The organism is Janibacter sp. GS2 (assembly GCF_051200835.1).
GTDB lineage: Bacteria > Actinomycetota > Actinomycetes > Actinomycetales > Dermatophilaceae > Janibacter.
Genome location: NZ_CP195161.1, coordinates 2324600 through 2348177 on the forward strand (window position 1 = coordinate 2324600; position 23578 = coordinate 2348177).

The window sequence follows — 23578 nt, forward strand, 5'->3', positions numbered from 1 at the left end:
CCGTGGTCCGCCCACGCGAGGAGGCACTGTCCTCCCCGGGGCCGCGCACCGCCCTCGCGGCCGGTCTGGACCTGCTCGTCGTCGCCGCCTTCACCCTCATCGGTCGGCGCACCCACGACGAGCCCTTCGACCCCGCCGGGTGGTGGGAGACGGCCTGGCCCTTCCTCGCCGGATTGCTCATCGGCTGGGCGGTCGTCGCCATGACGAGCCGGGCCTGGCCCACCCGCCTGTGGCACGGGCTCCCGGTGTGGATCTCGACGGTCTTCGCCGGCATGGCCTTCCGCGACACGTCGGGGCAGGGCACGGCCCTGCCCTTCGTCGTCGTCGCGACGCTCTTCCTCGGCGTGACGCTCCTCGGGTGGCGAGCCGTCCTGTGGCTGCTCGACCGCCGGCGGCCGCAGGCCCGCCGGGCCCCGGACGCGGGGCGCGGTCGCGTCCACGAGCCCGTCGAGCACACCCCCGTCGGCGACCCGCTCGGGCTGGACGAGCTCGGGGGTCCCGGCGGCACCGCCCGGGGCCGCGGCGTGGTGCCACCGCAGGACCGCGACCGCGTCGCCCGTGAGCTCGGGCTCGACCAGCGTCAGGGCAGCCGCCGCGACGACGAGCCGACCTGACCCGTCAGAGGTACTGGCCGGTGCGGGAGCCGGTGTCGATCGAGCGGCCCGGCTCGGTGGCGCCGCTCTTGCCGCCGATGAGCGTGCGGATGTAGGTGATCCGCTCACCCTTCTTGCCGGAGATCTTCGCCCAGTCGTCGGGGTTGGTCGTGTTCGGCAGGTCCTCGTTCTCCTTGAACTCCGCCACGCACGCATCGAGCAGATGACCCACGCGCAAACCCTCGATGTCCGTGGTGAGGAAGTCCTTGATGGCCGCCTTCTTCGAGCGGTCGACGATGTTTTGGATCATCGCGCCGGAGTTGAAGTCCTTGAAGTACAGGACCTCCTTGTCGCCGCCGGCGTAGGTGACCTCGAGGAACTGGTTCTCGTCGGACTCCGCGTACATCCGCTCCACCACGGCCTCGATCATCTCCTCGATCGTCGCCTGGCGGTCCCCGTCGTGCTCCTCGAGGTCCTCGGGGTGCAGCGGCAGGTCGGTGGTGAGGTACTTGCTGAAGATGTCCTTGGCGCCCTCGACGTCGGGGCGCTCGATCTTGATCTTCACGTCGAGTCGACCGGGGCGCAGGATCGCCGGGTCGATCATGTCCTCGCGGTTGGTCGCGCCGATGACGATGACATTGTCCAGCCCCTCGACCCCGTCGATCTCGGCGAGCAGCTGGGGCACGATCGTCGTCTCGACGTCCGAGGAGACACCGGAGCCCCGGGTGCGAAAGAGGCTGTCCATCTCGTCGAAGAAGACGACCACGGGGGTGCCGTCGCTCGACTTCTCCCGGGCACGGTGGAAGATCAGCCGGATGTGCCGCTCGGTCTCGCCGACGTACTTGTTCAGCAGCTCCGGGCCCTTGATGTTGAGGAAGTAGGCGGTGGCGCTCTCCTGGCCGGTGCGCTCGGCGACCTTGCGCGCCAGCGACGAGGCGACGGCCTTGGCGATCATCGTCTTGCCGTTGCCGGGCGGACCGTAGAGCAGCACCCCCTTCGGCGCCTTGAGCTGGTGGCGCTCGTAGAGGTCGGCGTGCAGGTAGGGCAGCTCGACGCTGTCGCGGATCGCCTCGATCTGCTCGCTCAGGCCTCCGATGTCGTCGTACCCGAGGTCGGGCACCTCCTCGAGGACGAGGTCGGCGACCTCGGCGCGCGGGATGCGCTCGACGGCGATGTTGCTGCGCTGGTCGATGAGGACGGCGTCGCCGACCCGCACCTGCTTCTCCGTCACACGTGCGCCCCGGCGCACCACGCGCTCCTCGTCCTGGCGCATGAGCACGAGCAGTCGGTCCTCGTCGAGGACCTCCTTGACGACGACGACCTCGCCCGCCACGTCCTCCCCGTGCACGGAGACGACGTTCATCGCCTCGTTGAGGCGGACCTCACGTCCGATCGCCAGCTCGTCGGTCGCGACCGCGGGGCTGACGGCGACGTGCATCTTGCGGCCCCCGCTGAGCACGTCGACCGCCTCGTCCTCGGCGTGGACCGCGACGATCACCGCGTAGGAGGCCGGGGGCTGGGCGAGCCGCTCGATCTCCTCCCGCAGCGTGACGATCTGCTGCCGGGCATCCTTGAGGGTGCGCACGAGGCGCTCGTTCTGCGAGGCGACGGTCGTGGCCTGCGACTTCTCCCGGGCGAGCTCGGCCCGCAGCTCGCGCAGGTCGCGCCCATCGGAGGGCGTCGGTTCCGTGGTCATCGGCTCTGCTCCCTTCCCGCCGGGTGGGGCGGTGTCCTACCCAGTCTCCCCCGAGGCGTCATCGCGGCGAAGGGGGGACCACTCCTCGGGCGAGCTTGCGCATCCTCTTCTGCGACGCGACCCGCTCCCCCAGGGCCTCGGAGGTCCACTCGGCGCCCTCGGTCCCCGCCGGCGCATCCGCCTCGGGTGACGGGGCGGTGTCCGTGCCCGCCTCCTCCTGGGCGGAGTAGCCGCGTCCGGGTCGGCGCTTGCGCATCGGTGGGGTGACCCCCGGAGCGAGCCGGCGGGTGCTGATGAGGAATCCGGTGTGCCCGTGCATCCGGTGCTGCGGGCGCACGGCCAGGCCCTCGAGGTGCCAGCCACGCACCATCGACTCCCACGCGTCCGGCTCGGTGAAGGTGCCGTGGTCCCGCATGGCCTCGGCGACCTTGCTCAGCTGGGTGGCCGTCGCGACGTAGCAGATGAGCACGCCACCGGGGGCCAGTGCGTCGGCGACGGCCTCGAGGCACTCCCACGGAGCGAGCATGTCGAGGATGACGCGATCGACGCTGCCGGGCTCGACGGCATCGGGCAGGGACTCGACGAGGTCACCCACCGTCACGGTCCACGCCGGGTGGTCCTCGCCGAAGAAGGCCTGCGCATTGGCCCGGGCGATCTCGGCGAAGTCGGCCCGCCGCTCGAAGGAGTGCACCCGCCCGGTGTCACCGACGGCGCGCAGCAGGGACATCGACAGGGCACCGGAGCCGACGCCGGCCTCGACGACGCTCGCGCCCGGGAAGATGTCGGCCATCGCCACGATCTGACCGGCGTCCTTGGGGTAGATCACGGCCGCACCGCGGGGCATCGACATGACGTAGTCGGACAGGAGGGGGCGCAGCACGAGGTACTCGGTGCCCGCGGTGTTCGTCGCCGTCGAGCCGTCCGGCTGACCGATGAGGTCGTCGTGCTTGACGTGGCCCCGGTGGGTGTGGAACTGCTTCCCGGGGGTCAGCGTGATCGTGTGCATCCGACCCTTGGGGTCGGTCAGCTGCACCCGGTCCCCTTCGCGGAAGGGTCCTCGGCGGTAGGCGGATCCGGTGGCACTCATGGTCGGCGAGTCTAGTTCCGCGCGAGGGCGGCGTTGACCCGCTGTGCGCGGGCGACCCCGCGCAGGGCGCCGCCCTCGGTGACGGCGACGATGTTCGAGCGCGACTCCTGGAAGGCCACCACGAGATCCATCGCCTCGTGACCGGGACGCAGCTCGGTGCTCCACCCCGTCGGTCCGGGCGTGGTCACGGCGGAGACCGGCGTGCGGTCCACGGCCTCGGCCGGGACCGAGCGCAGGGCGTCGTGGTCGATGAGTCCGATGGGCCGACCGGTGGCGTCGACCACCACCGGCAGGGCGCGAAGGGAGGTCAGCTCGGACAGCGGGCGGTCGTCCGCGATGGCGGCGGCCGGCTCGAGCACCGCGGCGACGTCGAGGCCCTTGATGGTGCCCATGGCCCGGCCCTGGCTGATCGCGGCGCTGGCCCCCGACCACAGGAAGGCCCCGATGAGTGCCGTCCACAGGGTCGTGGTCAGCTGCGGCGAGGACCCGTTGAGCAGCGGCAGGCCGATGATCGCGACGACGAGGAGGACGACGAGGACCCGGCCGGCCCACCCGGCGATGATCCGGGCGCGGGACTGGTCGCCCGTGACCGCCCAGACGAGGGACTCGACGACCTGGCCGCCGTCCAGGGGCAGGCCCGGCAGGAGGTTGAAGGCGGCCAGCGCGCCATTGACGAAGGCCACGCCGCTGAGGAGGGTCACGAGGACCGCGGAGCCGGACGCCACCGCTCCCCCGAAGGCGAGCAGGGCGATGACCGCGTTGGTCAGGGGGCCCACGACCGCGATGGCCGCAGCGGTCCACGCGGTGCCGTGGGTGGCGTCGAAGGCGGTGTGACCGCCCCACAGGTCCGCGACGACCCGGTGCACCCGGTGTCCGAAGGCCCGGGCGACGACGGCGTGGGCCGCCTCGTGGGCCAGCACGCTCAGCAGGAGGGCCACGGCGTAGGCCGCGGCGATCCCGTAGCCGGTCACCGTCCCGAACCGGGCCGCCGTCCCCGGACCGATGAGCACGACGATGACCACCCCGAGCAGCAGCCAGGACCAGCCGAGGTACACGGGGACCGAGCCGATCGTGGCCAGACGGATGCCCCGCGGGGTCTGCTCGGGGGTCTGCGCCATGGACCCGACCCTAGGCGAGGCACGCTGGTCGCCGATAATGGAAGGCCCCGACCCCGATGACAGGATGGCCCGGTGACCGACACCGCCCTTCGCCCCGACGCCACCGCGCACCTCCAGCAGATCCTGCGCGAGCAGGTCCTCGTCATGGACGGTGCGATGGGGACGATGATCCAGCGCCAGGGGTTGTCCGAGGAGGACTTCCGCGGCGAGCGGTTCGCCGACTGGGGTCGCGACGTGCAGGGCAACAACGACCTGCTCGTGCTGACCCAGCCGGAGCTGATCACCGACCTCCACCGGCAGTACCTGGAGGCCGGCGCCGACCTCATCGAGACGAACACCTTCAACGCCCAGCGGATCTCCCTGGCCGACTACGGCATGGAGGAGCTCGCCCGCGAGATCAACGTGGCGGCCGCGCGGTTGGCCCGCACGGCCGCGGACGAGTTCACCGCCCGGGACCCCGCGCGCCCCCGGTTCGTCCTCGGTGCGCTCGGCCCGACGGTCCGCACGGCCTCGATCTCCCCGGACGTCAACGACCCCGGCATGCGGAACGTCACCTTCACGCAGCTCGTGGAGGCCTACCTCGAGCAGGCCCGCGGCCTCGTCGAGGGGGGCGTGGACATCCTGCTCATCGAGACGATCTTCGACACCCTCAACGCCAAGGCCGCGATCTTCGCCCTCGAGACGCTCTTCGAGGAGTACGAGCGGCGCTGGCCGGTCATCGTCTCCGGGACGATCACCGATGCCTCGGGCCGCACCCTGACCGGGCAGACCACCGAGGCCTTCTGGAACTCGGTGCGGCACGCCCAGCCGCTGGCCGTGGGGCTGAACTGCGCGCTGGGTGCCGAGGAGATGCGCGAGTACCTCGTCGAGATCGGTCGCGTGGCCGACACCTTCGTCTCGGCCTACCCCAACGCCGGGCTGCCGAACACCTTCGGCGAGTACGACCAGAGCCCCGAGTACATGGCCGGGCTCGTGAGCGAGTTCGCCACCTCGGGCCTGGTGAACATCCTCGGCGGTTGTTGCGGGACCACCCCCGAGCACGTGACCGCCATCGCGGAGGGGGCGAGGGACGCCCGTCCGCGCACCCCCACCGAGGTGGCGCCGGCCCTGCGCCTGTCCGGCCTGGAGCCCTTCACCGTCACCGACGAGTCCCTCTTCGTCAACGTCGGTGAGCGCACGAATGTCACCGGCTCGGCCCGCTTCCGCAAGCTCATCGAGGCGGCGGACTACCCGGCCGCGCTGTCCGTGGCCCGCCAGCAGGTCGAGTCCGGGGCCCAGGTCATCGACATCAACATGGACGAGGGCATGCTCGACGGCGTCCAGGCGATGGGGACCTTCGTCAACCTCGTCTCCTCGGAGCCGGACATCTCCCGGGTGCCGCTGATGATCGACTCCTCGAAGTGGGAGGTCATCGAGACCGGTCTGCAGCGCACCCAGGGCAAGGCGATCGTCAACTCCATCTCGATGAAGGAGGGCCTCACCCCCTTCATCGAGCAGGCGCGGCTGTGCCGCAAGTACGGCGCGGCCATCGTCGTCATGGGCTTCGACGAGGACGGCCAGGCGGACGACCTGCAGCGCCGCAAGGACATCGCCGCCCGGGCCTATCGCATCCTCACCGAGGAGGTCGGTTTCCCCGCCGAGGACATCGTCTTCGACCCGAACATCTTCGCGCTGGCCACGGGCATCGAGGAGCACGCCCCCTACGGCACCGACTTCATCGAGGGCACCCGCTGGATCAAGCAGAACCTGCCGCACGTCCTCGTCTCCGGTGGCGTGTCGAATGTCTCCTTCTCCTTCCGCGGCAACAACGAGGTCCGCGAGGCGATCCACGCGGTCTTCCTCTTCCACGCGATCGAGGCCGGGATGGACATGGGCATCGTCAACGCCGGCGCCCTCCAGCCCTACGACACCCTCGACCCGGAGCTGCGGGAGCGGATCGAGGACGTCGTGCTCAACCGGCGCGAGGACTCCACCGAACGGCTGCTGGAGATCGCCGAGCAGTACCGCGGCACCGGGGAGAAGGCGGAGGAGGCCACCGAGGAGTGGCGCGAGCTCCCCCTTCGTGAGCGGATCACGCACTCCCTCGTCAAGGGCATCGACGACCACGTCGTCGACGACACCGAGGCGCTGCGACAGGAGCTCGAGGCCTCCGGCGGCGAGCCGATCGAGGTCATCGAGGGCCCGCTCATGGACGGCATGGGCGTCGTCGGCGACCTCTTCGGGGCCGGCAAGATGTTCCTGCCCCAGGTCGTGAAGTCCGCCCGGGTGATGAAGAAGGCCGTCGCCCACCTGATCCCCTACATCGAGGCCGCGAAGAAGCCCGGGGACGTCTCCCGCTCCAAGGGGCTCGTCGTCATGGCCACGGTCAAGGGCGACGTGCACGACATCGGCAAGAACATCGTCGGCGTCGTCCTGCAGTGCAACAACTACGACGTCATCGACCTCGGGGTCATGGTGCCGACCCAGAAGATCCTCGCGACCGCCAAGGAGGAGAACGCCGACATCATCGGCCTCTCCGGCCTGATCACGCCTTCGCTCGACGAGATGGTCGGGGTCGCCGCGGAGATGGAGCGCCAGGGCTTCGACATCCCGCTGCTCATCGGCGGTGCGACGACCTCCCGGGCGCACACCGCGGTCAAGGTCGACCAGCAGTACGAGGGGCCGGTCGTCTGGGTCAAGGACGCCTCCCGCTCGGTCCCGGTCGTCAGCCAGCTGCTCAGCGCCACCGGCCGGACGAAGCTGCTCGACGAGGTCGGTGCCGACTACGAGTCGCTCCGGCGACGCCACGCGTCGAAGAACAACGACCGCCCGATGCTCGCGTACGACGAGGCCCTCGCGGCGCGCACCCCGATCGACTGGGCTACGGAGCACTCCCACTTCGCGGCGGTCTCCCCCTCCCGGGTGGTCTTCGAGGACTACGACCTCGCCGAGCTGCGCGCGTACTTCGACTGGCAGCCCTTCTTCAACGCCTGGGAGCTGAAGGGGTCCTTCCCGGACATCCTCAACAACCCGGCAACCGGTGAGGTCGCCCGCAAGCTCTACGACGAGGCCCAGGTGATGCTCGACCGGATCATCGAGGAGAAGTGGCTGACGGCGAAGGGGGTCATCGGCCTCTTCCCGGCGAACGCCGTCGGGGACGACATCGAGATCTACACCGACGAGTCCCGGTCCGAGGTCGCCCACACCCTGCACATGCTGCGGCAGCAGGGCAAGCACCGTCCGGGCGTGCCCAACCGGAGCCTCGCCGACTACGTGGCTCCCAAGGACACCGGGATCAAGGACTGGGTCGGGGCCTTCGCCGTGACCGGTGGGATGGGCGCCGCGGAGAAGATCGCCGAGTTCAAGGCCGACAACGACGACTACAACGCGATCCTCCTCGAGGCGCTCGCCGACCGCTTCGCCGAGGCCTTCGCCGAGCACCTGCACGCCCGCGTCCGCCGGGAGTACTGGGGCTACGCCACCGATGAGCAGCTCGGCAACGAGGACCTCATCAAGGAGCGGTACCAGGGCATCCGGCCCGCGCCCGGGTACCCGGCCTGCCCCGACCACACGGAGAAGACGACCCTGTGGGAGCTGCTCGACGTCGACGAGATCGGCATCGAGCTCACCGAGGGGATGGCGATGTGGCCCGGAGCCGCGGTCTCGGGCTGGTACTTCGGTCACCCGGACAGCCAGTACTTCGTCGTCGGGCGCATCGCCAAGGACCAGGTCGAGGACTACGCCCGCCGCAAGGGCTGGACCATGAAGGAGGCCGAGCGCTGGCTCGGCCCCAACCTCGGCTACGCGCCGGAGTGAAGCCGGCCATCTCCCCTTCGCGGGCGGCGGACTACAAGCAGTGCCCGCTGAAGTACCGCCTGCGCACGATCGACCGTCTCGACGAGGCGCCCTCCCCTGCCGCAGCCCGGGGAACCCTCGTCCACGCCGTGCTCGAGGAGATCTTCGAGCTGCCGGCCGCCGAGCGCACCCCCGAGGCGGCCCAGTCGCTCGTCCCCGGGCAGTGGGAGGCGCTCGTCGCCGAGCGTCCCGAGCTCGCCGAGATGCTCTCCGCGGACGACACGCTCACCGAGGACTCGTGGTTCGCGGCCGCCGGCAAACTCACCGATCGGTGGTTCACCCTCGAGGACCCCTCGAGACTCGAACCGGCTGAACGTGAGGTCAAGGTCGAGGTCGAGATCGACGGCCTGACCCTGCGTGGGGTCATCGACCGGGTCGATGTGGCCCCCACGGGGGAGGTCCGGGTCGTCGACTACAAGACGGGACGCACCCCGGGCCCGGGCTTCGAGGGCAAGGCACTGTTCCAGATGAAGTTCTACGGGCTCGTCATGTGGCGGCAGACCGGTCGGATCCCCGACCTCCTGCAGCTCGTCTACCTGGGGGACGGGACCGTCATCCGCTACGAGCCGGACGAGGCCGACCTGCTCTCCCTCGAGCGCAACGTCAAGGCGGTGTGGGCGGCCATCGAGCGGGCCGTGGCCGAGCGTGACTTCCGCCCCAACCCGTCGAGGCTGTGCAGCTGGTGCGACTTCAAGCCGCTGTGCCCGGCCTTCGGCGGGACCCCGCCGGACATGCCCGAGGTCATCGAGATCGTCACGCCGGAGGTCACCGGCTCCCCACCGCCCTCCCCCGCATCTGCCTAGGCAAATGCGTCAGGAGGTCGCATCTGCCTAGGCAGATGCGGTGCGGGTCGCGGTTCGGAGCAGGTCGAAGGGGGTGAGCCCCACCAGAGTGGTGACCGGCACCGCGCCGGGGATCTCGGGGACCTCGACGACGTGCGGGACGGCGAGCGTCGGGACGCCGGCGGCCACGGCGGAGCGGACCCCGGTCGGCGAGTCCTCCAGCGCCACGCAGTCCCCCGCGCGCACGCCGAGCCTGCGGACCGCCGTCTCATAGGGCTCCGGGTGGGGCTTGCCGTGGGTGACCCGGTCCCCCGTGACCATGAAGTCGAAGGAACCGGGCCCCACCGCACCGATCACCGCCTCGGCGAGGTCGGTCCACGACATCGTCACGAGCACGCAGGGGATCTGCTCCTCACGGCAGGCCGCGAGCAGCTCTCGGGCGCCGGGGCGCCACGGCACCGCATCGCCGATCTGCTCGACGACCCGTGACTGCAGTCGGTGGACGACCTCCTCGACGGGCAGGTCGACGGGTGAGTTGTCGAGGATGAACTGTGCCGACACGAGCAACGGGCTGCCCACGAGCTGGAGAGCCAGCTCCTGGGTCCACGTCCCACCGAAGGAGTCGACGAGCTCGTGCTCGGCGGCGATCCAGTAGGGCTCGGTGTCGACGAGGGTGCCGTCCATGTCCCACAGGACGGCGGCGGGCAGGTCGCGCGGCGTGCTCGCCGGGTTCACCACAGTGCTCACGCGCGCCACGGTACGCGTCGTAGGCTGGTGCACGTGATCGAGATCGAGGACCTGCCCGAGCTGCACGACCCGGTGATGATTATCGCCTTCGAGGGCTGGAACGACGCCGGGGAGGCGGCCACCCGAGTCATCGAGCACCTCACCGACCTGTGGGAGGCGGAGACCGTCGCGGCGGTCGACCCCGAGGACTACTACGACTTCCAGGTGACCCGGCCCCGGATCACCAACCAGGGGCAGGGTCGGGGCATCCACTGGAACACCACGAGGGTGCTCCTGGCCTCCCCGGACTCGCTCGGCCGCGACGTCCTCCTCGTCACGGGCATCGAGCCCTCCTTCCGCTGGCGCGCCTTCACCACCGAGCTGCTCGACCTGGCCGCCGCCCACGGGGTCGGCACGGTGATCACCCTCGGCGCGCTGCTGGCCGATGTCGCCCACTCGCGCCCGATCCCCGCGTCCTCGACGAGCCCCGACCCGGCGACCTCCTACCGCTTCGACCTCGAGCCCTCCAGCTACGAGGGCCCGACCGGCATCACCGGGGTGGTCGCGGACGGCGCCCACCAGGTCGAGATGGTCTCGGTCTCCGCCTGGGCGGCCGTCCCGCACTACGCGGCCGAGGTCCCCTGCCCCAAGGCCAGCCTCGCCCTCCTGGGCCAGCTGGAGGACCTGCTCGACACCGTGATCGAGCACGGGGAGCTCGAGGAGGAGTCCCGGGCCTGGGAGCGCGGTGTCGACGAGCTCGCGAACACCGACGAGGAGGTCGCGGAGTACGTCTCCGCCCTCGAGAGCGCGCAGGACACCTCCCAGCTGCCGGAGGCGAGCGGCGACGCCATCGCCAAGGAGTTCGAGCGCTACCTGCGTCGTCGGGGCGAGGACACCACGGGGCCGGGCTGAGCGCCCTTCGTCACAGACGGATGCCGAGCAGGGCGTCCACGGCACGCGCGAGCTCGCCCGGTGCCGCGCGGACGTCGCCACCGGCGCCCAGCGACACCTCGCACCACGCGTCGACGGCAGCCAGCGCCGTCGGCGTGTCGAGGTCGTCGGCGATGGCGTCGCGCACGGCAGCGATCGTCGCCGTGGCATCGGGCCCACCGTCGGTGGACATGCCCGAGCGCCAGCGATCGAGGCGGGCCACACCGGTGGCCAGGCCCTCGTCGGTCCACTCCCACTCACCGCGGTAGTGGTGGTCCAGCAGGACCAGGCGCACCGCCATCGGGTCGACGCCCTCGCTGCGCAGGGTCGAGACGCGCACGAGGTTGCCCTTGGACTTGCTCATCTTCTCGCCGTCGTAGGCGACCATCGCCTGGTGCGCCGTGTGCGCCGCGAACGGCCGTACGCCGGTGAGCGCCTCGGCCTGGACGACCGACATCTCGTGGTGCGGGAAGACGAGGTCGGTGCCCCCGCCCTGCACGTCGATGCGATCCCCCAGGTGCTCCATGGCGATGGCCGTGCACTCGATGTGCCAGCCGGGACGTCCCGGCCCGAGCCGCCCTGCGTCCCAGGCCGGCTCGCCGTCACGTTCGCCCTTCCACACCATCGGGTCGAGCGGGTCGCGCTTGCCCGGTCGCTGCGGGTCACCGCCGCGCTCTGCGGAGAAGGTGAGCATCGTCTCGCGGTCGAGGTGGCCCAGCTCGCCGAGGCCGCCCGCCATCGCGAGATCGAGGTAGGTGTCACGGACCCCGTCCTCGACCACCTCGTAGGTCACGCCGCGCTCCACGAGACCGGTGACGGCCGAGATGATCGCGGGCATCGACTCCATGACGCCCATGAAGTGTTCCGGCGGGATGACGCCCAGCGCGGTCATGTCCTCGAGGAAGAGCGCGATCTGCTCCCGACCGAGGTCGCGCCAGTCGGTGCCGTCGCGGGCGGCGCGCTCGAAGAGCGGGTCGTCGACGTCGGTGACGTTCTGGACGAAGGTCACGGCACGTGCGCCGTCACGCAGCGCCCGGTTGACCAGGTCGAAGGTCACGTAGGTCGCCGCGTGACCCATGTGGGTCGTGTCGTAGGGCGTCACCCCGCAGACGTAGAGGCGGGCCGGGTCCGACGACTCGACCGGAGCCACGACCTCACGGGCCACGTCGTGCAGACGAAGGGAGACGGGGTCGCCGGGGACGACGGGGACATTCGGGGACGGCCAGGCTCTCACGCGGACAGCCTACGAGGTCGTGGTCACAGCGGTGGCCACGGGATCGACGGCCACTCACCGGACGGCTGCGGATGGACGCCCGAGCGCAGCAGCCCGGCCACCCGCTCGTGCAGGGCCTCCAGCTCCGCGGCCGTGAGCAGGTCCAGCAGCTCGCGCTCGACGCTCGCGTCGGCGAGTGCGGCGCGAAGACGCGTCAGCCGGGCGGAGTCCTCGGGGGTGAGCGGGTCGCCGGCCCACCCCCAGAGCACGGTGCGCAGCTTGGGGTCGGCGTGCAGACTGACACCGTGGTCGATGCCCCACAGCCGGTCCCCGTGCGCCAGGACGTGGCCACCCTTGCGGTCGGAGTTGTTCAGGACGGCGTCGAGGACGGCCATCGAGCGCAGGCGGGGGTCGTCGGGGTGGGACACGAGAAGGGGGGCGCCCCCTTCGTCCTCGCCGGCGAGGACCACGATGTTGCCGGGCGGGACCTCCTCCGGGGCGGTCACGGCAATGGGTGTCACCGCGGGCTCCGAGAGCTCACCGATCCACCGCTGCACGGAGCCGGGCCCCGCGGGCCCCTCGCGCAGGACGGTCTCGGGGACGAGGTCGAAGCCTGCGAGGGTGTCGATCCGGGAGGCCGCCACCTCGCGGGCCGCCAAGGACCCGTCGGGGAAGTCCCACAGCGCCCGCTCACCGGCGATCGGCTTGTAGGAGACCGTCACCGGCTCGAGGTCGGCCGCGCGCAGCTCGGCCACGAGGACGACGTTGCTCGCCGACGGGTGCCGCCCGAGGACGGCGATCTCTCCCTGCGCGAAGGTCGTGCCGAGGTCCACGTCGGTCAGCGCTTGTAACCGTTGGCGCGGGGGCAGATGTGCCCCTCGGGGTCGAGCGCTCCGCCGCAGAAGGGGCACGAGGGGCGACCCGCGCGCACGACCGTCTCGCAGCGTCGGGCGAAGGCGCGGGCCTGCGCCGGTGAGAGGGAGGCGCGCAGGGTGTTGACGTGGGCCCCCTCCTCCACCTCGTCAGGGTCCTGGTCGTGCGCCTCGATGATCACCACGTGATCCTCCTCGTCCCAGGACAGCGCGAGGGCGCTGACCCGGAAGTCCTCGGAGATGGGCGTGTCCAGGGGGGCGTTGTCGGCCGCGTCCGCGGCCGCCCGGATCGTCGCCTCGAGCCCGGCCACCTGATCGAGCAGCTCGCCGATCCGCTCGGCGAGGACCTGGGCGTGCAACTTCTCCAAGGACACCTGGACCCGGCGATCACCGTCGCTGGCCTGGAGGAAGAAGGTCCGCTCTCCGGGGGGACCGACCGTGCCCAGGATGAAGCGCTCCGGGGGGTGGAACTCGACGACGCTCATGACCCAGAGCCTAGTCCGCTACCTCCGCCGACCGCTGCGTCGCCCGCCTCCGACGTGTCCTTCGGCCTCGGGGGGCGCAGCGACGACGATCCGCTGTCATTGGTGCGCAGCAGCATCGGGCGCTTGTCGGTGTAGCGCACGACCGAGAGCGAGGCCGGGTCGACGTGCAGCCGCTGGAACTCGTCCAGCGAGGTGCCCACGGCGTCGGCGAGGACCGCCTTGATGATGTCGCCGTGGCTGAAGGCGCCCCACACGGCGTGCTCCCCGTGCTCGGCGGTCACGGTGGCGTCGATCTCCCGGATGGCGGCGACCGCCCGGGCCGACATCTCGGGGATCGACTCCCCCGGGAAGTCGTCGCCGGGCGGGAAGGTGGCCTCGCGTGGCCGGTCCTGCACGACCCGCCACAGCGGCTCCTTCGCCAGCTCCTCGAGAGGGCGGCCGGTCCAAGCGCCGTAGCGGCACTCGCCGATCCCGTCGTGCACCTGCGGGGTGAGGCCGTGGGCCCCGGCGAGGGGGCCGGCCGTCTGGCGGCAGCGCTCGAGCGGACTCGTCGCGAGGTGGACGAAGGGGGTCCCCTTCAGTCGCTCGACGAGCGCCGCGGCCTGCTCCTGACCGGTCTCGTCGAGACCGATGCCGGGGAGCCAGCCGGCGAGGACGCCCTGGGTGTTGGCCGTGGACCGGCCGTGCCGGATGAGGATGCAGTACGCCACGGCCTCACCCTAGATGCCCTCGGGCCCCGCGGCTGACACGATGCCTCTCGTGATCGTCGACCAGGCCCGCTACCACCAGGGCCGACGCCTGCCCTGCTCCGACATCGGTGAGGAGCTCGACACGATCCGTGGCGAGGGCTCCTCGGACTTCCTGTGGATCGGGATGAAGGACCCCTCGGAGGAGACCTTCTCGCGGGTCTCGGACGAGCTCCACCTGCATCCCCTCGCCATCGAGGACTCCATCGTCGGTGACCAGCGACCGAAGCTCGAGCGCTACGGCGACGGCTACTTCCTCGTGCTGCGCCCCCTTCGCTACCTCGAGGAGACCTCGGACGTGCTGTCCGGGGAGCTCATGGTCTTCCTCGGGGCCAACCACCTCGTGACGGTCCGACGGGGAGAGGCCGCCCCGCTGGCCGGGTTGCGCACGAGGCTGGAGCGGGACCCGGGTGCGCTGGAGCTCGGGACGTGGGGGGTCTTCCACGCGATCATCGACCACATCGTCGACCAGTACCTCGCGATCGAAGACGAGCTGCAGGTCGACCTCGACGCCATCGAGCGTCGGGTCTTCTCCGCCGAGGGCATGGTCGGGACGGAGGAGATCTACGCGCTCAAGCGCGAGGTGCTGGAGTTCAAACGCGCGGCCAACCCGCTGCTGCGCCCGCTGACCCAGCTCGTCGGCGAGGCGACCCCCGTGCCCGGCGAGGAGCTGCGGCTGCGTTTCCGCGACGTCAAGGACCATCTCTCGCTCGTCATCGACAACACGGAGTCGCAGGACCGGCTGCTCACGGATGTGCTCAGCGCGCACCTGGCCCAGCTCGGCGTGCGGCAGAACCAGGACATGCGCAAGATCTCGGCCTGGGCCGCCATGGCTGCTCTGCCGACGATGCTCGCGGGCGTCTACGGGATGAACTTCAAGGGCATGCCCGAGCTCGATGCGAGCGGTGACCTCGGCGGCCACGAGATCTACTACGGCTACCCGCTGGTCATCCTGTCGATGATCGGGGCCTGCGTCGTGCTCTACCGGCTCTTCAAACGCTCCGGCTGGCTGTGAGCCGGACGGGGGGCTGCCGGCGGATCAGCGGTTGTCGTCCTCGTCGTAGTCACCGTCGTCGAGGCCGCCGTAGCTCTGCTCGTCCTCGTCGTCGTCGTAGTCCCCGTCCGAGTCGTCATCCGAGTCATCCTCGGAGTCGTCCGAGTCGTCATCGACCATGAACTGCTCGTCGACGACGACGAGCGGGGTCATCTCGCCGGTCGAGTCGTGGAGGGCGTCGTCGTAGGCCTCGAAGGCATCGGCGAGGTCCTCGTAGGCGGCCACGACGGTGGGGTCGTCCTCGCCACGTCGCTGCGACGAGGCCTCGAGGTGGCGCTCCAGTGCGGCGATCAGTTGATTCAGGGCGGGGCGGGGGTCGCTCATGAGGCAGACGCTACAGGCCATGGGCGACAATGGCACCGATGCCCGAGTACGAGTTCCGCACCATCCACTTCCCCAGGGGGACGACACGCTCGTCCGTCCGGCAGGAGTTGACCGACCACGCCGAGTACGGCCACTGGGAGCTGCACCGGATGGTCGTCTACCTCGGGGGTGTGCAGAAGGCCTGGCTGCGCCGCAAGATCATCCGCGTGCCCCGCCCGGCGTCCCCTCCTGTCCGGATGCGCTGAGTCCCTCAGCAGTCCTCGACGAGACGCCACAGCACCCGGGCGCCGAACTCCAGGGACTCCAGCGGCACCCGCTCGTCGATCCCGTGGAACATCGGTGCGAAGTCGAGGTCGGCCGGCAGCCGCAGGGGCGCGAAGCCGTACCCCGTGACCCCGATCGTCGACAGCGCCTTGTTGTCCGTCCCACCGGAGAGGCAGTAGGGCAGGATCGTCGCCTCGGGGTCCTCGGTGAGCAGGGCCGCCTTCATCCGGTCGACGAGGTCCCCCTCGAAGGGCGAGTCGAGCGAGATGTCGTGGTGGTCGACGATGACCTCGACGTGCTCTCCCGCGAGCTCGCGGATGGTCGCCATGAGGTCGTCCTCGTGGCCGGGCAGGAAGCGGCAGTCCAGGGCCGCGGTGGCCTCCTGCGGGATGACGTTGTGCTTGTACCCGGCGTCGAGCATCGTGATGTTCGCGGTGTCCTGCAGCGCGCCGCGGACGAATCCGGCGGCGGGCCCGATGCGGGCCAACAGCTCCTCGGCGTCCTCGTCGCTGTACCCGATCCCGGTCACCTCGGCGAGCCCGTCGAGCAGACCCCGCACCGACGCGATGAACTCGCGCGGCCACTTGTGGGCGTCGATGCGGGCGATGGCCTCCGCGAGGTGGATGATCGGGTTGTCGCTCGTCGGGACGGACCCGTGGCCGGCGGTCCCCGTCGCCCGCAGGTGCAGCCAGGCGATGCCCTTCTCCGCGGTCTGGAGCAGGTAGGCGCGGCGGGGCTCCCCCTTCGCGTCCTCGACGGTGACGCTGTAGCCGCCGACCTCGCTGATGGCCTCGGTGACCCCGTCGAAGACCTCGGGGTGCTCCCGGACCATGAACTGGCTGCCGAGCACTCCCCCGGCCTCCTCGTCGGCGAAGAAGACGAAGAGGAGGTCCCGCGGCGGGACGGTGCCGGTGCGGGCGAGGTGCCGCACGGAGGCGAGCATCATCGCGACCATGTCCTTCATGTCCACGGCCCCGCGACCCCACAGGCAGCCGTCACGCTCCACGGCGTCGAAGGGGGGAACGCTCCAGTCCTCGGCGTGGGCCGGGACGACGTCGAGGTGACCGTGGATGCACAGCGCACCCCTGTCGGGGTCGGCACCGCGGACGCGGACGGCCACCGTGGTGCGGCCGGGCTCGGACTCGAAGACCTCGGGGTCGAGACCCACCTCGCGCAGCTCCGCGACCACGTAGTCGGCGGCCTCTCGCTCCCCCGGGCCCTCCTGTCCGGGGCCGTAGTTGCTCGTGTCGATCCGCAGCAGGTCGCGGCAGATGCGAACAACCTCGTGCTCGGGCGCAGTGATCTCGCTCATGTCCGCAGGGTAGTTGGTGCGCCCGCCGCCCGCGGGATCAGTCGATCTCGGGGGTGAACGTCTCGGGGAGGTACGGATCGGCCCACACCGCGATGAGATGGGCGACCCGCGCGGCGTCCCGGGCCCCGGTCAGCAGGTGATCGGCCCCGTCGAGGCTGATGAAGGACTTCGGGTGCCTCGCCGCCCGGTAGATGGCCTCGGCATTGGCGAGCCCGACCACCTGGTCGTGCGGCGAGTGCATCACGAGCAGCGCGCGATCGAGGCGAGCGGCCGCGGAGTCGATGTCGACCGAGCGGACGTCCTCGAGGAACTCGCGGGAGACAGTCACCCGCTGGCCGCCGAGGACCACGTCGGCCCGCCCGTCGCGCTCGACCTCCGGCAGGACGGACGCGAAGAGGTGCGCCACGTGTCCCGGGTCGTCGGGTGCACCGATCGTCACGACCGCGGTCACCTCGGGCACCTCGCGCGCGGCGGGGATGACGGCCGCTCCCCCGAGCGAGTGGCCGATGAGCAGCGAAGGGGGGCCGTGCTCGGCCCGCATCCAGTCAGCGGCGCGCACGATGTCCGCGACATTCGACGTGAAGGTCGACTCCGCGAACTCCCCACCCGAGTCCCCGAAGCCCGTGAAGTCGAACCGCAGCACCGCGACGCCCCTCTCGCACAGCGCCGCCGACACCCGGCGCGTCGCCGGGTGGTTGCGGCCCCCGGAGAAGCAGTGGGCCATGAGCGCGTAGGCCTCCGGCTCCTTGGGTGGCCGGTCGAGCGACCCGACGAGGCTCTCCCCGCCCGTGCCCTCGAAGGTGATCTCCTCGGTGTCCATCGCCCGAGCATGTCAAAGTCGGCGGCGGCACCTTCACGGTGGCGCCGTGGCTGCCGCTCTCCGGTGTCAGACTGGTGGGGATCGGGGTCCCCCGAATCGCTGGTTCACCCGAAGGAGTTACCTGTGGACGCCCCTCGCTACGAGAACCTGAGTGCTGTGTTGGTCAACTGCTCCTTGACCCCCGACCCGGAGCGTTCGCACACCGGCCGGTTGCTGGACGTGGTCGACCACCTCATGTCCGGCGCGGGGGTCCAGGTGGATCGGCTGCACGTGGTCAACCACGACATCGCCCCCGGGGTACAACCGGACATGCGCGAGCACGGGGCCTCCAGCGACGAGTGGCCCGAGCTGTGGCCCCGCGTCGAGGCCGCCGACATCCTCGTGCTGGGCACCCCGCTCTGGTTGGGCGAGGAGTCCTCCGTGTGCCGTCGCTTCATCGAACGCCTCTACGCCATGTCCGGCCAGCTCAACGAGAGCGGCCAGTCCGTGTACTACGGCAAGGTCGGCGGTGCGGTCATCACCGGCAACGAGGACGGCGTGAAGCACACCTCGATGTCGTTGCTGTTCGCCCTGCAGCACCTCGGGCTGATGATCCCGCCGCAGGCCGATGTCGGCTGGCTCGGCGAGGTCGGTCCCGGCCCGTCGTACGGTGATCCCCGCGAGGGCCAGAAGCCGGTGGGTTTCGACAGTGCCTTCACGCGCCGGAATGCCACCATCATGAGCTGGAACCTCATGCACACCGCGGACCTGCTGAACCGGGCCGGAGGCCTGCCCACCTACGGCAACGACCGCAACGCGCTCGCGGACGGTGAACTGTTCGGCTACGTCGAGCCGAAGCCGGTGGCGGGCACCGAGTAGTTCGCCTCCACGACGCAGGTCACGGGGTGGCCGTGCAGCCTCGCATCGGTCCGCTCTGGTCGCCGCCGTCCTCCGGTGCCTGGCCGGGGGGTGCGGTGTGCGGGTGGTTGGCGTCGCCGTTGCCCTGCCCCGGTCGCAGGTTCATCGGGTCCCGACCCGGTGCCGCCTGGTGGCTGTGGTTCTCGTCACCGAAACCGCACCCGGGTCGTGGCGGATCGGCCGACGCGGGCGCCGCCCCGAGCAGCGGTAGACAGACAACGGCAACGCACAATGCGAGCTTGCGCAAGAACATCAACTTCTCCTTCATGACTCGTTCTGGGTTTCGACCTTTCGATCCAACCACAATTGCCGAATGAACGGTCCCGATCTCGCCCGGTCGCTGGTCCACGTCCCGCAGCGCTGCCAGGGGTGGTGGCAGCGGAGACCCGTCTCGGCATCCGCACCACGAAGGAGCACCGGTGGTGAGCGACCGTCCGTGCGCGTGAGTGCGTGCGTGCCTGAGTAGACCGCACGGAGCTGGTGATCAAGGACGCGAAGGGCAAGCCCGTCCGATCATGACGAGATGGCTCTCGGTGCACGTCATTGATGCACCCCGCGCGGCACGGCTCGGCCGTCACGCAACGAACTCACCACAGGTGAGCGTTTGAACAACATGCAGGACACGGACGGCCCGAGTCCTCGCCCAGATGCGTCCACCGCAGGTCGAGTATCCGCTCACCGAGGTGGGCCAGAGCGTCACCGCACCACAGGACGCGATCGGTTCCTGGACCGAGCGGCACCTGCCCGCGCCCCTGAGCCGCGCCGCCGATTCGCCGAGCCGGAGGGAGCCCAACTCACCGGGTCAGCCGAGATGAGCGCCACGATGCGCCGTTGGCGGCCAGAGACCCGGTCGTGACAGCCTCCGCGGTGCGCGTCGTCGTGGGTTTGGTGGGCCCATTGCGGTGAGCGGGGCGAGCGCTCACCCCGGAGGGCGGCTGATCAGTCTGCCGAAGTAGTCGCTCCACTGCTGATGGGGACGGCCCGCGACAGCCTCGTAGTCGCTCGCCGTGTCGTAGGCACCCTCGCGGATCCCTGCATAGATGCCGGCGATGACCGACCCGATGAACTCGCCAAGCTCCGAGATCCGCTCCACGCGGTAGTCCTCCACGCTCATGGAGCGATAGTCGATCTCGGTGCCGAACGCGCCAGTGAGGAAGCGAGCGAGCTCGGCCTGAGTGATGGCTGCCCCGCTGAGGTTCAACGTCTCACCGTCGCGGTCGGAGCGAGTGAGCAGCCGGGCGTAGGCGAAGCCGAGTTCGGGCCGTGTCGTGTAGGCACACCGCCCGTCGCCGGCGGAGTTGGCGATCTCACCCCGATCGACATAGGTCTTCGCGTACTCGACGTCAGGCTCGATGTAGATGCCGTTGCGGCCGATCGCCCAGTCGAGCCCGGAGGCCTTCACCAGTTCCTCGGTCTGCAGACTGGACTGCACGATGGGAGAGAACGCGGTCCCGCTCGACGGGCCCTGGACGCCGGTGAAAACGAGCTTGCGCACGCCGCTGGTTCGGGCCGCGCCGATGACGTTGCGGTGCTGTTCGACGCGCTGGTCGGGGGGAGCCATACCGGACACGAGCAACAGCCGATCGATGCCCACCAGGGACCGCTCCAGCTCAGCGGGGTCGTCGTAACTCCCTGGGCGTACCTCGACGCCGAGATTCTGCGCGTTGGTCGGTGTGCGAGCGAGTGCCACGACGTTCTCAGGACCGATCTCGACCACGGTAGCGGCCACGACAGCGGCGCCGAGCTGGCCGCTCGCGGCGGTGACGGCAACGCGCACGGGATCTCCTCAAGGATGATCGCAAAGCTGGGGACAGACGGAAGGTGACGACAACACCGTAGCCAGGGTCGAGCCATGAAACGTCGTGCGACGAATGCCCGGGTCATCGCAGCACTGCTGGGCTGGCAGGGTTCACACTTGACGGACACGATCTGGACATGGCGGCGCTCGAAGGGCTCCCCGAAGACCTGAACCGAGGTATCTGCTCACCGCAAGCGGATCCCCACACGGCGACGGGTGCGGCCGTCGGCATGTCGGAGCAGCGAACCTCAATCGGTGCTGTCGAGAATCAGTCGGGTCGCTTCGTGCGGTGCGTCCCACTGTGGAAAGTGACCACATCGCTCGAACCAGTGCAGCACTGCGTCGGGGAACAGCTCCGTGACACGTGCGGCCTGTCTCGGAAGGGTGACCAGGTCACGACGACCCCAACCGATCGTGACACGGCCGGGCACAGTGCCAGTCGGCGCTCCTCCTTGCTTGGGCCCGTGGGTCAGGGCGTCCATCGCAGCTCCAGTCGCCGGGGAGTCGGCCAGCCCGCGCACGTCCGGAAGCACGGTCTCGCGCGAGAGCGCCCAAGGCCGGGCGGACAACTGTGCCAGCAGCAGAGTCCTTCCCGCAGGGTTGCCGAGCAGTGTGGGAAGCATGCCTCGCAGCGCTCGGACCAGAGTGATCGACGGGCGCAGCGTGGCGCCGAAGAGGGCGAGCTCGCGGTCGCTCCAGAAGCCGCCCGGGTCCAACGCCACGGTGTCTCCGCCGACGCCCCGCCGCGCGAGCTCGAGCACGATTCGGCCACCCATCGACTGGCCGACGGTCGACACCCCGTCCAAGCCCTCTTCGCGGATGAAGTCCACCACGGAGTCGGTCAGGCTGGAGATCGAGACCTCGCCGGTCAACGGCGGCGTCTCGCCGAACCCCGGGAGGTCGATGGCGATGACCTCACGGCGCTCGGCCAGTTCATCGAGGATCGGGGACCAGGACCGCCACCCGGCGCCCAGACCGTGCACGAGCAACAGCGGCCTGCCACTCCCTCGCCTTACGTAGTTCAACGTCACACCAGGAACGCTAACCCACGCGGGGCCAATCGCGTTCGACACCGCAGGAGGAACCTTCACTGGGCACACCCACCGCTGAACTGCACAAATGCCGGCACGGCTCGCGCAGCATCCCGTACTACCCGTCCGGTGATCTGTCCGGGGATGGGCCGGGGATGGGGCTGGCGGCCTCATCGACGACCCGAGGTCCGTGTGAATCGCCCGGGGTCGTGGAGGCTCGAATACCTGAACCAGCCCCTGTCGGGACGGGTGTCTGAGGGGAGTACTCGGATGTGACGCGGACCCGGGTTCGCCTTGTCGGCGACCTTGATGTCCTCAACCAGTTCTGCGTCGCGCACAGACCGCACCGACGGCGGCCGCGTCCTCGGTGGGCACTGCTACTGATCTTGAGGTCGAGCTCCGCGGCGGGCGAAGAACGCTGCGCTCGTCGTGAGGATCTCGTTGGCTCGTCGGAGCCATCTCCTACCGACCGGCCCCGCCCCGGGGTCCCTCACCCCAGGACCGAGCGCGACGAGCGACGAACAACCGAACCAGCACTACCACCCGAAGGTCACCGGAACGTGCGGGCGACGGACATTTCCCCCTGTCCACACCGTTCAGGCCCCCCGTCCGCATCGGAAGCGGCCTGGATGCGCTCCACAGGCCGCCTGCGACGACCCCAGACCCCGAAAACACGAAACCTCGGTCGGATCCGTGATCCGACCGAGGTTTTGTGCACCGACGCCCACATGATGGTGAGCCTCGTGTTTTCTGTGTCCGAGGGGGGACTTGAACCCCCATGTCCTAATACGGACACTAGCACCTCAAGCTAGCGCGTCTGCCAATTCCGCCACCCGGACGAGTGGTGCGACCGGCGGCGGGGAGCCACCGGGCAACGACGAGAAACTTTACACGCGGATGCCCCCTGGAAGAAATCCGGCCCGCGGATCCGCCCTTCGCCCTCAGTCCTCCTCGTCGCTGGGCGAGACGTACACGCAGAAGGGGTGGCCCGAGGGGTCGATGATGACCCGCACCTCGTCCTGGGGCTGGTGTGGCGCAACGGTGCCGCCGAGGCGAACGGCCTCGGCGACCGCTGCCTCGAGGTCGGTGACCTCGACGTCGAGGTGCATCTGCATCTGCTGGTCCCCCGGACCCGAGGGCCACACCGGCGTCGCGTGCTCCTCCTCGATCTGGAAACCGAGATAGACGTGGGCCCGCTCCGGTGCGATCGTCGCCCAGTCATCCTCGTCGCTGTGGATCCGCCACCCGAGCACCTCCGCGTAGAACCGCGCCAGGCCCCGCGGGTCGGGGGTGCCGATCACGGTGCCGAAGTAGTCGTGGGGCGGTGTGCGTCCGGGGAGCATCTGCACATAGTGCTGGGTCGGGCTCCTCACGGCAAGGGTTTCGTTGGTAGCCGCGTCAAAGGTGACCCGTCCGCGCCGTCTGCTTGACGCGTCGGCCACACGACCTAGGGTCGGGGACATGGACCTCACGCGACCGACTGCCCCGGCCCCCTACGACCTGCTCCCCCCGACCGCGTCCTTCGAGGTCACGAGCGAGAGCTTCGCCGACGGGGCCACCTTGCCCGAGGCTCACGTGAACTCGGCAGGCGACCGCAGCCCCCAGTTGTCATGGGCGGGCGCCCCGGAGGGCACGAAGAGCTTTGCCGTCTCCTGCTTCGACCCGGATGCCCCGACCCCCGCGGGCTTCTGGCACTGGACGGTCGTCGGCCTCCCCGCGGAGACGACCTCCCTTCCCGAGGGGGCCGGCGCCGAGGGTGGTGCCGAGCTGCCCGAGGGCGCCTTCATGACCGCCAGCGACTTCGGGACCAAAGCCTTCGGTGGCGCCGCCCCGCCGGAGGGCGACATCGCCCACCGCTATGTCTTCGCCGTCCACGCCCTCGACACCGACGACCTGGGCATCGATGACAGCGTCTCCTGCACGGTGGCGGCCTTCACCTACCTACCGCACACGATCGGGCGCGCGACCATCACGGGCCTGTACCGGGCCTGAGCGG

General features: G+C 70.3%; 23 protein-coding genes, 1 tRNA gene and 1 pseudogene. 9 read left to right on the top strand and 16 right to left on the bottom strand.

Annotation, left to right across the window (positions count from 1 at the left end; translation table 11 throughout):
- Positions 1-2 precede the first annotated feature (2 nt).
- Positions 3-614, top strand: coding sequence for a DUF3054 domain-containing protein (locus tag ACR9E9_RS11205; protein ID WP_435198568.1), 612 nt, complete (start codon positions 3-5; stop codon positions 612-614).
- 4 nt (positions 615-618) lie between these two features.
- Here ACR9E9_RS11205 and arc read toward each other — a convergent pair whose 3' ends face one another.
- From arc to ACR9E9_RS11220, 3 genes are read right to left on the bottom strand one after another with little or no spacing between them, the layout of a single operon-like run.
- Positions 619-2289 (bottom strand): proteasome ATPase, encoded by a 1671-nt coding sequence (gene arc, locus ACR9E9_RS11210; RefSeq protein WP_435198569.1) that lies wholly within the window; start codon positions 2287-2289, stop codon positions 619-621.
- A 58-nt stretch (positions 2290-2347) separates the two neighbouring features.
- Positions 2348-3376, bottom strand: coding sequence for a tRNA (adenine-N1)-methyltransferase (locus tag ACR9E9_RS11215; RefSeq protein ID WP_435198570.1), 1029 nt, complete (start codon positions 3374-3376; stop codon positions 2348-2350).
- 11 nt (positions 3377-3387) lie between these two features.
- Positions 3388-4494 (bottom strand): site-2 protease family protein, encoded by a 1107-nt coding sequence (locus ACR9E9_RS11220; RefSeq protein ID WP_435198571.1) that lies wholly within the window; start codon positions 4492-4494, stop codon positions 3388-3390.
- A gap of 72 nt (positions 4495-4566) precedes the next feature.
- On the opposite strand from ACR9E9_RS11220, the gene metH reads away from it, so the two are divergent.
- On the top strand, positions 4567-8289 hold the full coding sequence (gene metH, locus ACR9E9_RS11225) for a methionine synthase (protein WP_435198572.1): 3723 nt from the start codon (positions 4567-4569) through the stop codon (positions 8287-8289).
- A complete protein-coding gene (locus tag ACR9E9_RS11230; RefSeq protein WP_435198573.1) occupies positions 8286-9131 on the top strand; it encodes a RecB family exonuclease in 846 nt (281 codons plus the stop codon). The genes metH and ACR9E9_RS11230 overlap by 4 nt, the downstream gene beginning before the upstream one ends.
- 27 nt (positions 9132-9158) lie before the next feature.
- Here ACR9E9_RS11230 and ACR9E9_RS11235 read toward each other — a convergent pair whose 3' ends face one another.
- A complete protein-coding gene (locus ACR9E9_RS11235; protein WP_435198574.1) occupies positions 9159-9857 on the bottom strand; it encodes an HAD family hydrolase in 699 nt (232 codons plus the stop codon).
- Between the two features lie 33 nt (positions 9858-9890).
- Between ACR9E9_RS11235 and ACR9E9_RS11240 the strand changes: the two genes are divergently transcribed.
- On the top strand, positions 9891-10748 hold the full coding sequence (locus tag ACR9E9_RS11240; RefSeq protein WP_435198575.1) for a PAC2 family protein: 858 nt from the start codon (positions 9891-9893) through the stop codon (positions 10746-10748).
- A gap of 10 nt (positions 10749-10758) precedes the next feature.
- Here the strand turns inward: ACR9E9_RS11240 and mshC are convergent, their stop codons facing one another.
- From mshC to ACR9E9_RS11260, 4 genes are read right to left on the bottom strand one after another with little or no spacing between them, the layout of a single operon-like run.
- On the bottom strand, positions 10759-12000 hold the full coding sequence (gene mshC, locus ACR9E9_RS11245; RefSeq protein ID WP_435198576.1) for a cysteine--1-D-myo-inosityl 2-amino-2-deoxy-alpha-D-glucopyranoside ligase: 1242 nt from the start codon (positions 11998-12000) through the stop codon (positions 10759-10761).
- A gap of 23 nt (positions 12001-12023) precedes the next feature.
- Positions 12024-12812: an SCO1664 family protein gene (locus tag ACR9E9_RS11250; RefSeq protein ID WP_435198577.1), complete on the bottom strand. Its 789-nt coding sequence runs from the start codon at positions 12810-12812 to the stop codon at positions 12024-12026.
- Between the two features lie 5 nt (positions 12813-12817).
- On the bottom strand, positions 12818-13336 hold the full coding sequence (locus ACR9E9_RS11255; protein WP_435198578.1) for a DUF3090 domain-containing protein: 519 nt from the start codon (positions 13334-13336) through the stop codon (positions 12818-12820).
- Positions 13333-14046 carry an MSMEG_4193 family putative phosphomutase gene (locus ACR9E9_RS11260; RefSeq protein WP_435198579.1) on the bottom strand — a complete coding sequence of 238 codons (714 nt, stop codon included), beginning with the start codon at positions 14044-14046 and terminating at the stop codon, positions 13333-13335. The genes ACR9E9_RS11255 and ACR9E9_RS11260 overlap by 4 nt, the downstream gene beginning before the upstream one ends.
- A 40-nt stretch (positions 14047-14086) precedes the next feature.
- Between ACR9E9_RS11260 and ACR9E9_RS11265 the strand changes: the two genes are divergently transcribed.
- Positions 14087-15097, top strand: a complete 1011-nt coding sequence (locus ACR9E9_RS11265) for a magnesium and cobalt transport protein CorA (protein WP_435198580.1) — start codon at positions 14087-14089, stop codon at positions 15095-15097.
- A 24-nt stretch (positions 15098-15121) separates the two neighbouring features.
- Here the strand turns inward: ACR9E9_RS11265 and ACR9E9_RS11270 are convergent, their stop codons facing one another.
- Entirely contained in the window at positions 15122-15460 is a 339-nt protein-coding gene (locus ACR9E9_RS11270) for a primosomal protein (RefSeq protein WP_435198581.1), read from the bottom strand.
- A 38-nt stretch (positions 15461-15498) separates the two neighbouring features.
- Here ACR9E9_RS11270 and ACR9E9_RS11275 point away from each other — a divergent pair, with 38 nt between their 5' ends.
- Positions 15499-15705: a DUF5703 family protein gene (locus ACR9E9_RS11275; RefSeq protein ID WP_435198582.1), complete on the top strand. Its 207-nt coding sequence runs from the start codon at positions 15499-15501 to the stop codon at positions 15703-15705.
- Between the two features lie 5 nt (positions 15706-15710).
- Here ACR9E9_RS11275 and ACR9E9_RS11280 read toward each other — a convergent pair whose 3' ends face one another.
- Together ACR9E9_RS11280 and ACR9E9_RS11285 are read right to left on the bottom strand one after the other, a co-directional pair.
- Entirely contained in the window at positions 15711-17036 is a 1326-nt protein-coding gene (locus tag ACR9E9_RS11280) for a M20/M25/M40 family metallo-hydrolase (RefSeq protein WP_435198583.1), read from the bottom strand.
- Positions 17037-17073: 37 nt separating this feature from the next.
- Positions 17074-17856, bottom strand: a complete 783-nt coding sequence (locus ACR9E9_RS11285) for an alpha/beta hydrolase (protein ID WP_435198584.1) — start codon at positions 17854-17856, stop codon at positions 17074-17076.
- Between the two features lie 123 nt (positions 17857-17979).
- Between ACR9E9_RS11285 and ACR9E9_RS11290 the strand changes: the two genes are divergently transcribed.
- Entirely contained in the window at positions 17980-18714 is a 735-nt protein-coding gene (locus tag ACR9E9_RS11290) for a flavodoxin family protein (protein WP_435198585.1), read from the top strand.
- A gap of 19 nt (positions 18715-18733) precedes the next feature.
- On the opposite strand, the gene ACR9E9_RS11295 is transcribed toward ACR9E9_RS11290, so the two are convergent.
- Positions 18734-19021, bottom strand: a complete 288-nt coding sequence (locus ACR9E9_RS11295) for a hypothetical protein (RefSeq protein WP_435198586.1) — start codon at positions 19019-19021, stop codon at positions 18734-18736.
- 376 nt (positions 19022-19397) lie between these two features.
- Here ACR9E9_RS11295 and ACR9E9_RS11300 point away from each other — a divergent pair.
- Positions 19398-19568, top strand: a pseudogene (locus ACR9E9_RS11300) (hypothetical protein); the annotation flags it as partial.
- A 104-nt stretch (positions 19569-19672) separates the two neighbouring features.
- Here the strand turns inward: ACR9E9_RS11300 and ACR9E9_RS11305 are convergent.
- The 4 genes from ACR9E9_RS11305 to ACR9E9_RS11320 all read right to left on the bottom strand — a co-directional run bounded on the left by ACR9E9_RS11305 (position 19673) and on the right by ACR9E9_RS11320 (position 22955).
- Positions 19673-20530: an NAD(P)H-binding protein gene (locus tag ACR9E9_RS11305; RefSeq protein WP_435198587.1), complete on the bottom strand. Its 858-nt coding sequence runs from the start codon at positions 20528-20530 to the stop codon at positions 19673-19675.
- A 269-nt stretch (positions 20531-20799) separates the two neighbouring features.
- Positions 20800-21582 (bottom strand): alpha/beta fold hydrolase, encoded by a 783-nt coding sequence (locus tag ACR9E9_RS11310; protein ID WP_435198588.1) that lies wholly within the window; start codon positions 21580-21582, stop codon positions 20800-20802.
- Between the two features lie 753 nt (positions 21583-22335).
- Positions 22336-22421 (bottom strand) — tRNA-Leu (locus ACR9E9_RS11315).
- A gap of 102 nt (positions 22422-22523) precedes the next feature.
- Positions 22524-22955, bottom strand: coding sequence for a VOC family protein (locus tag ACR9E9_RS11320; protein ID WP_435198589.1), 432 nt, complete (start codon positions 22953-22955; stop codon positions 22524-22526).
- An 88-nt stretch (positions 22956-23043) separates the two neighbouring features.
- Between ACR9E9_RS11320 and ACR9E9_RS11325 the strand changes: the two genes are divergently transcribed.
- Positions 23044-23574 carry a YbhB/YbcL family Raf kinase inhibitor-like protein gene (locus ACR9E9_RS11325; RefSeq protein WP_435198590.1) on the top strand — a complete coding sequence of 177 codons (531 nt, stop codon included), beginning with the start codon at positions 23044-23046 and terminating at the stop codon, positions 23572-23574.
- Positions 23575-23578: the final 4 nt, after the last annotated feature.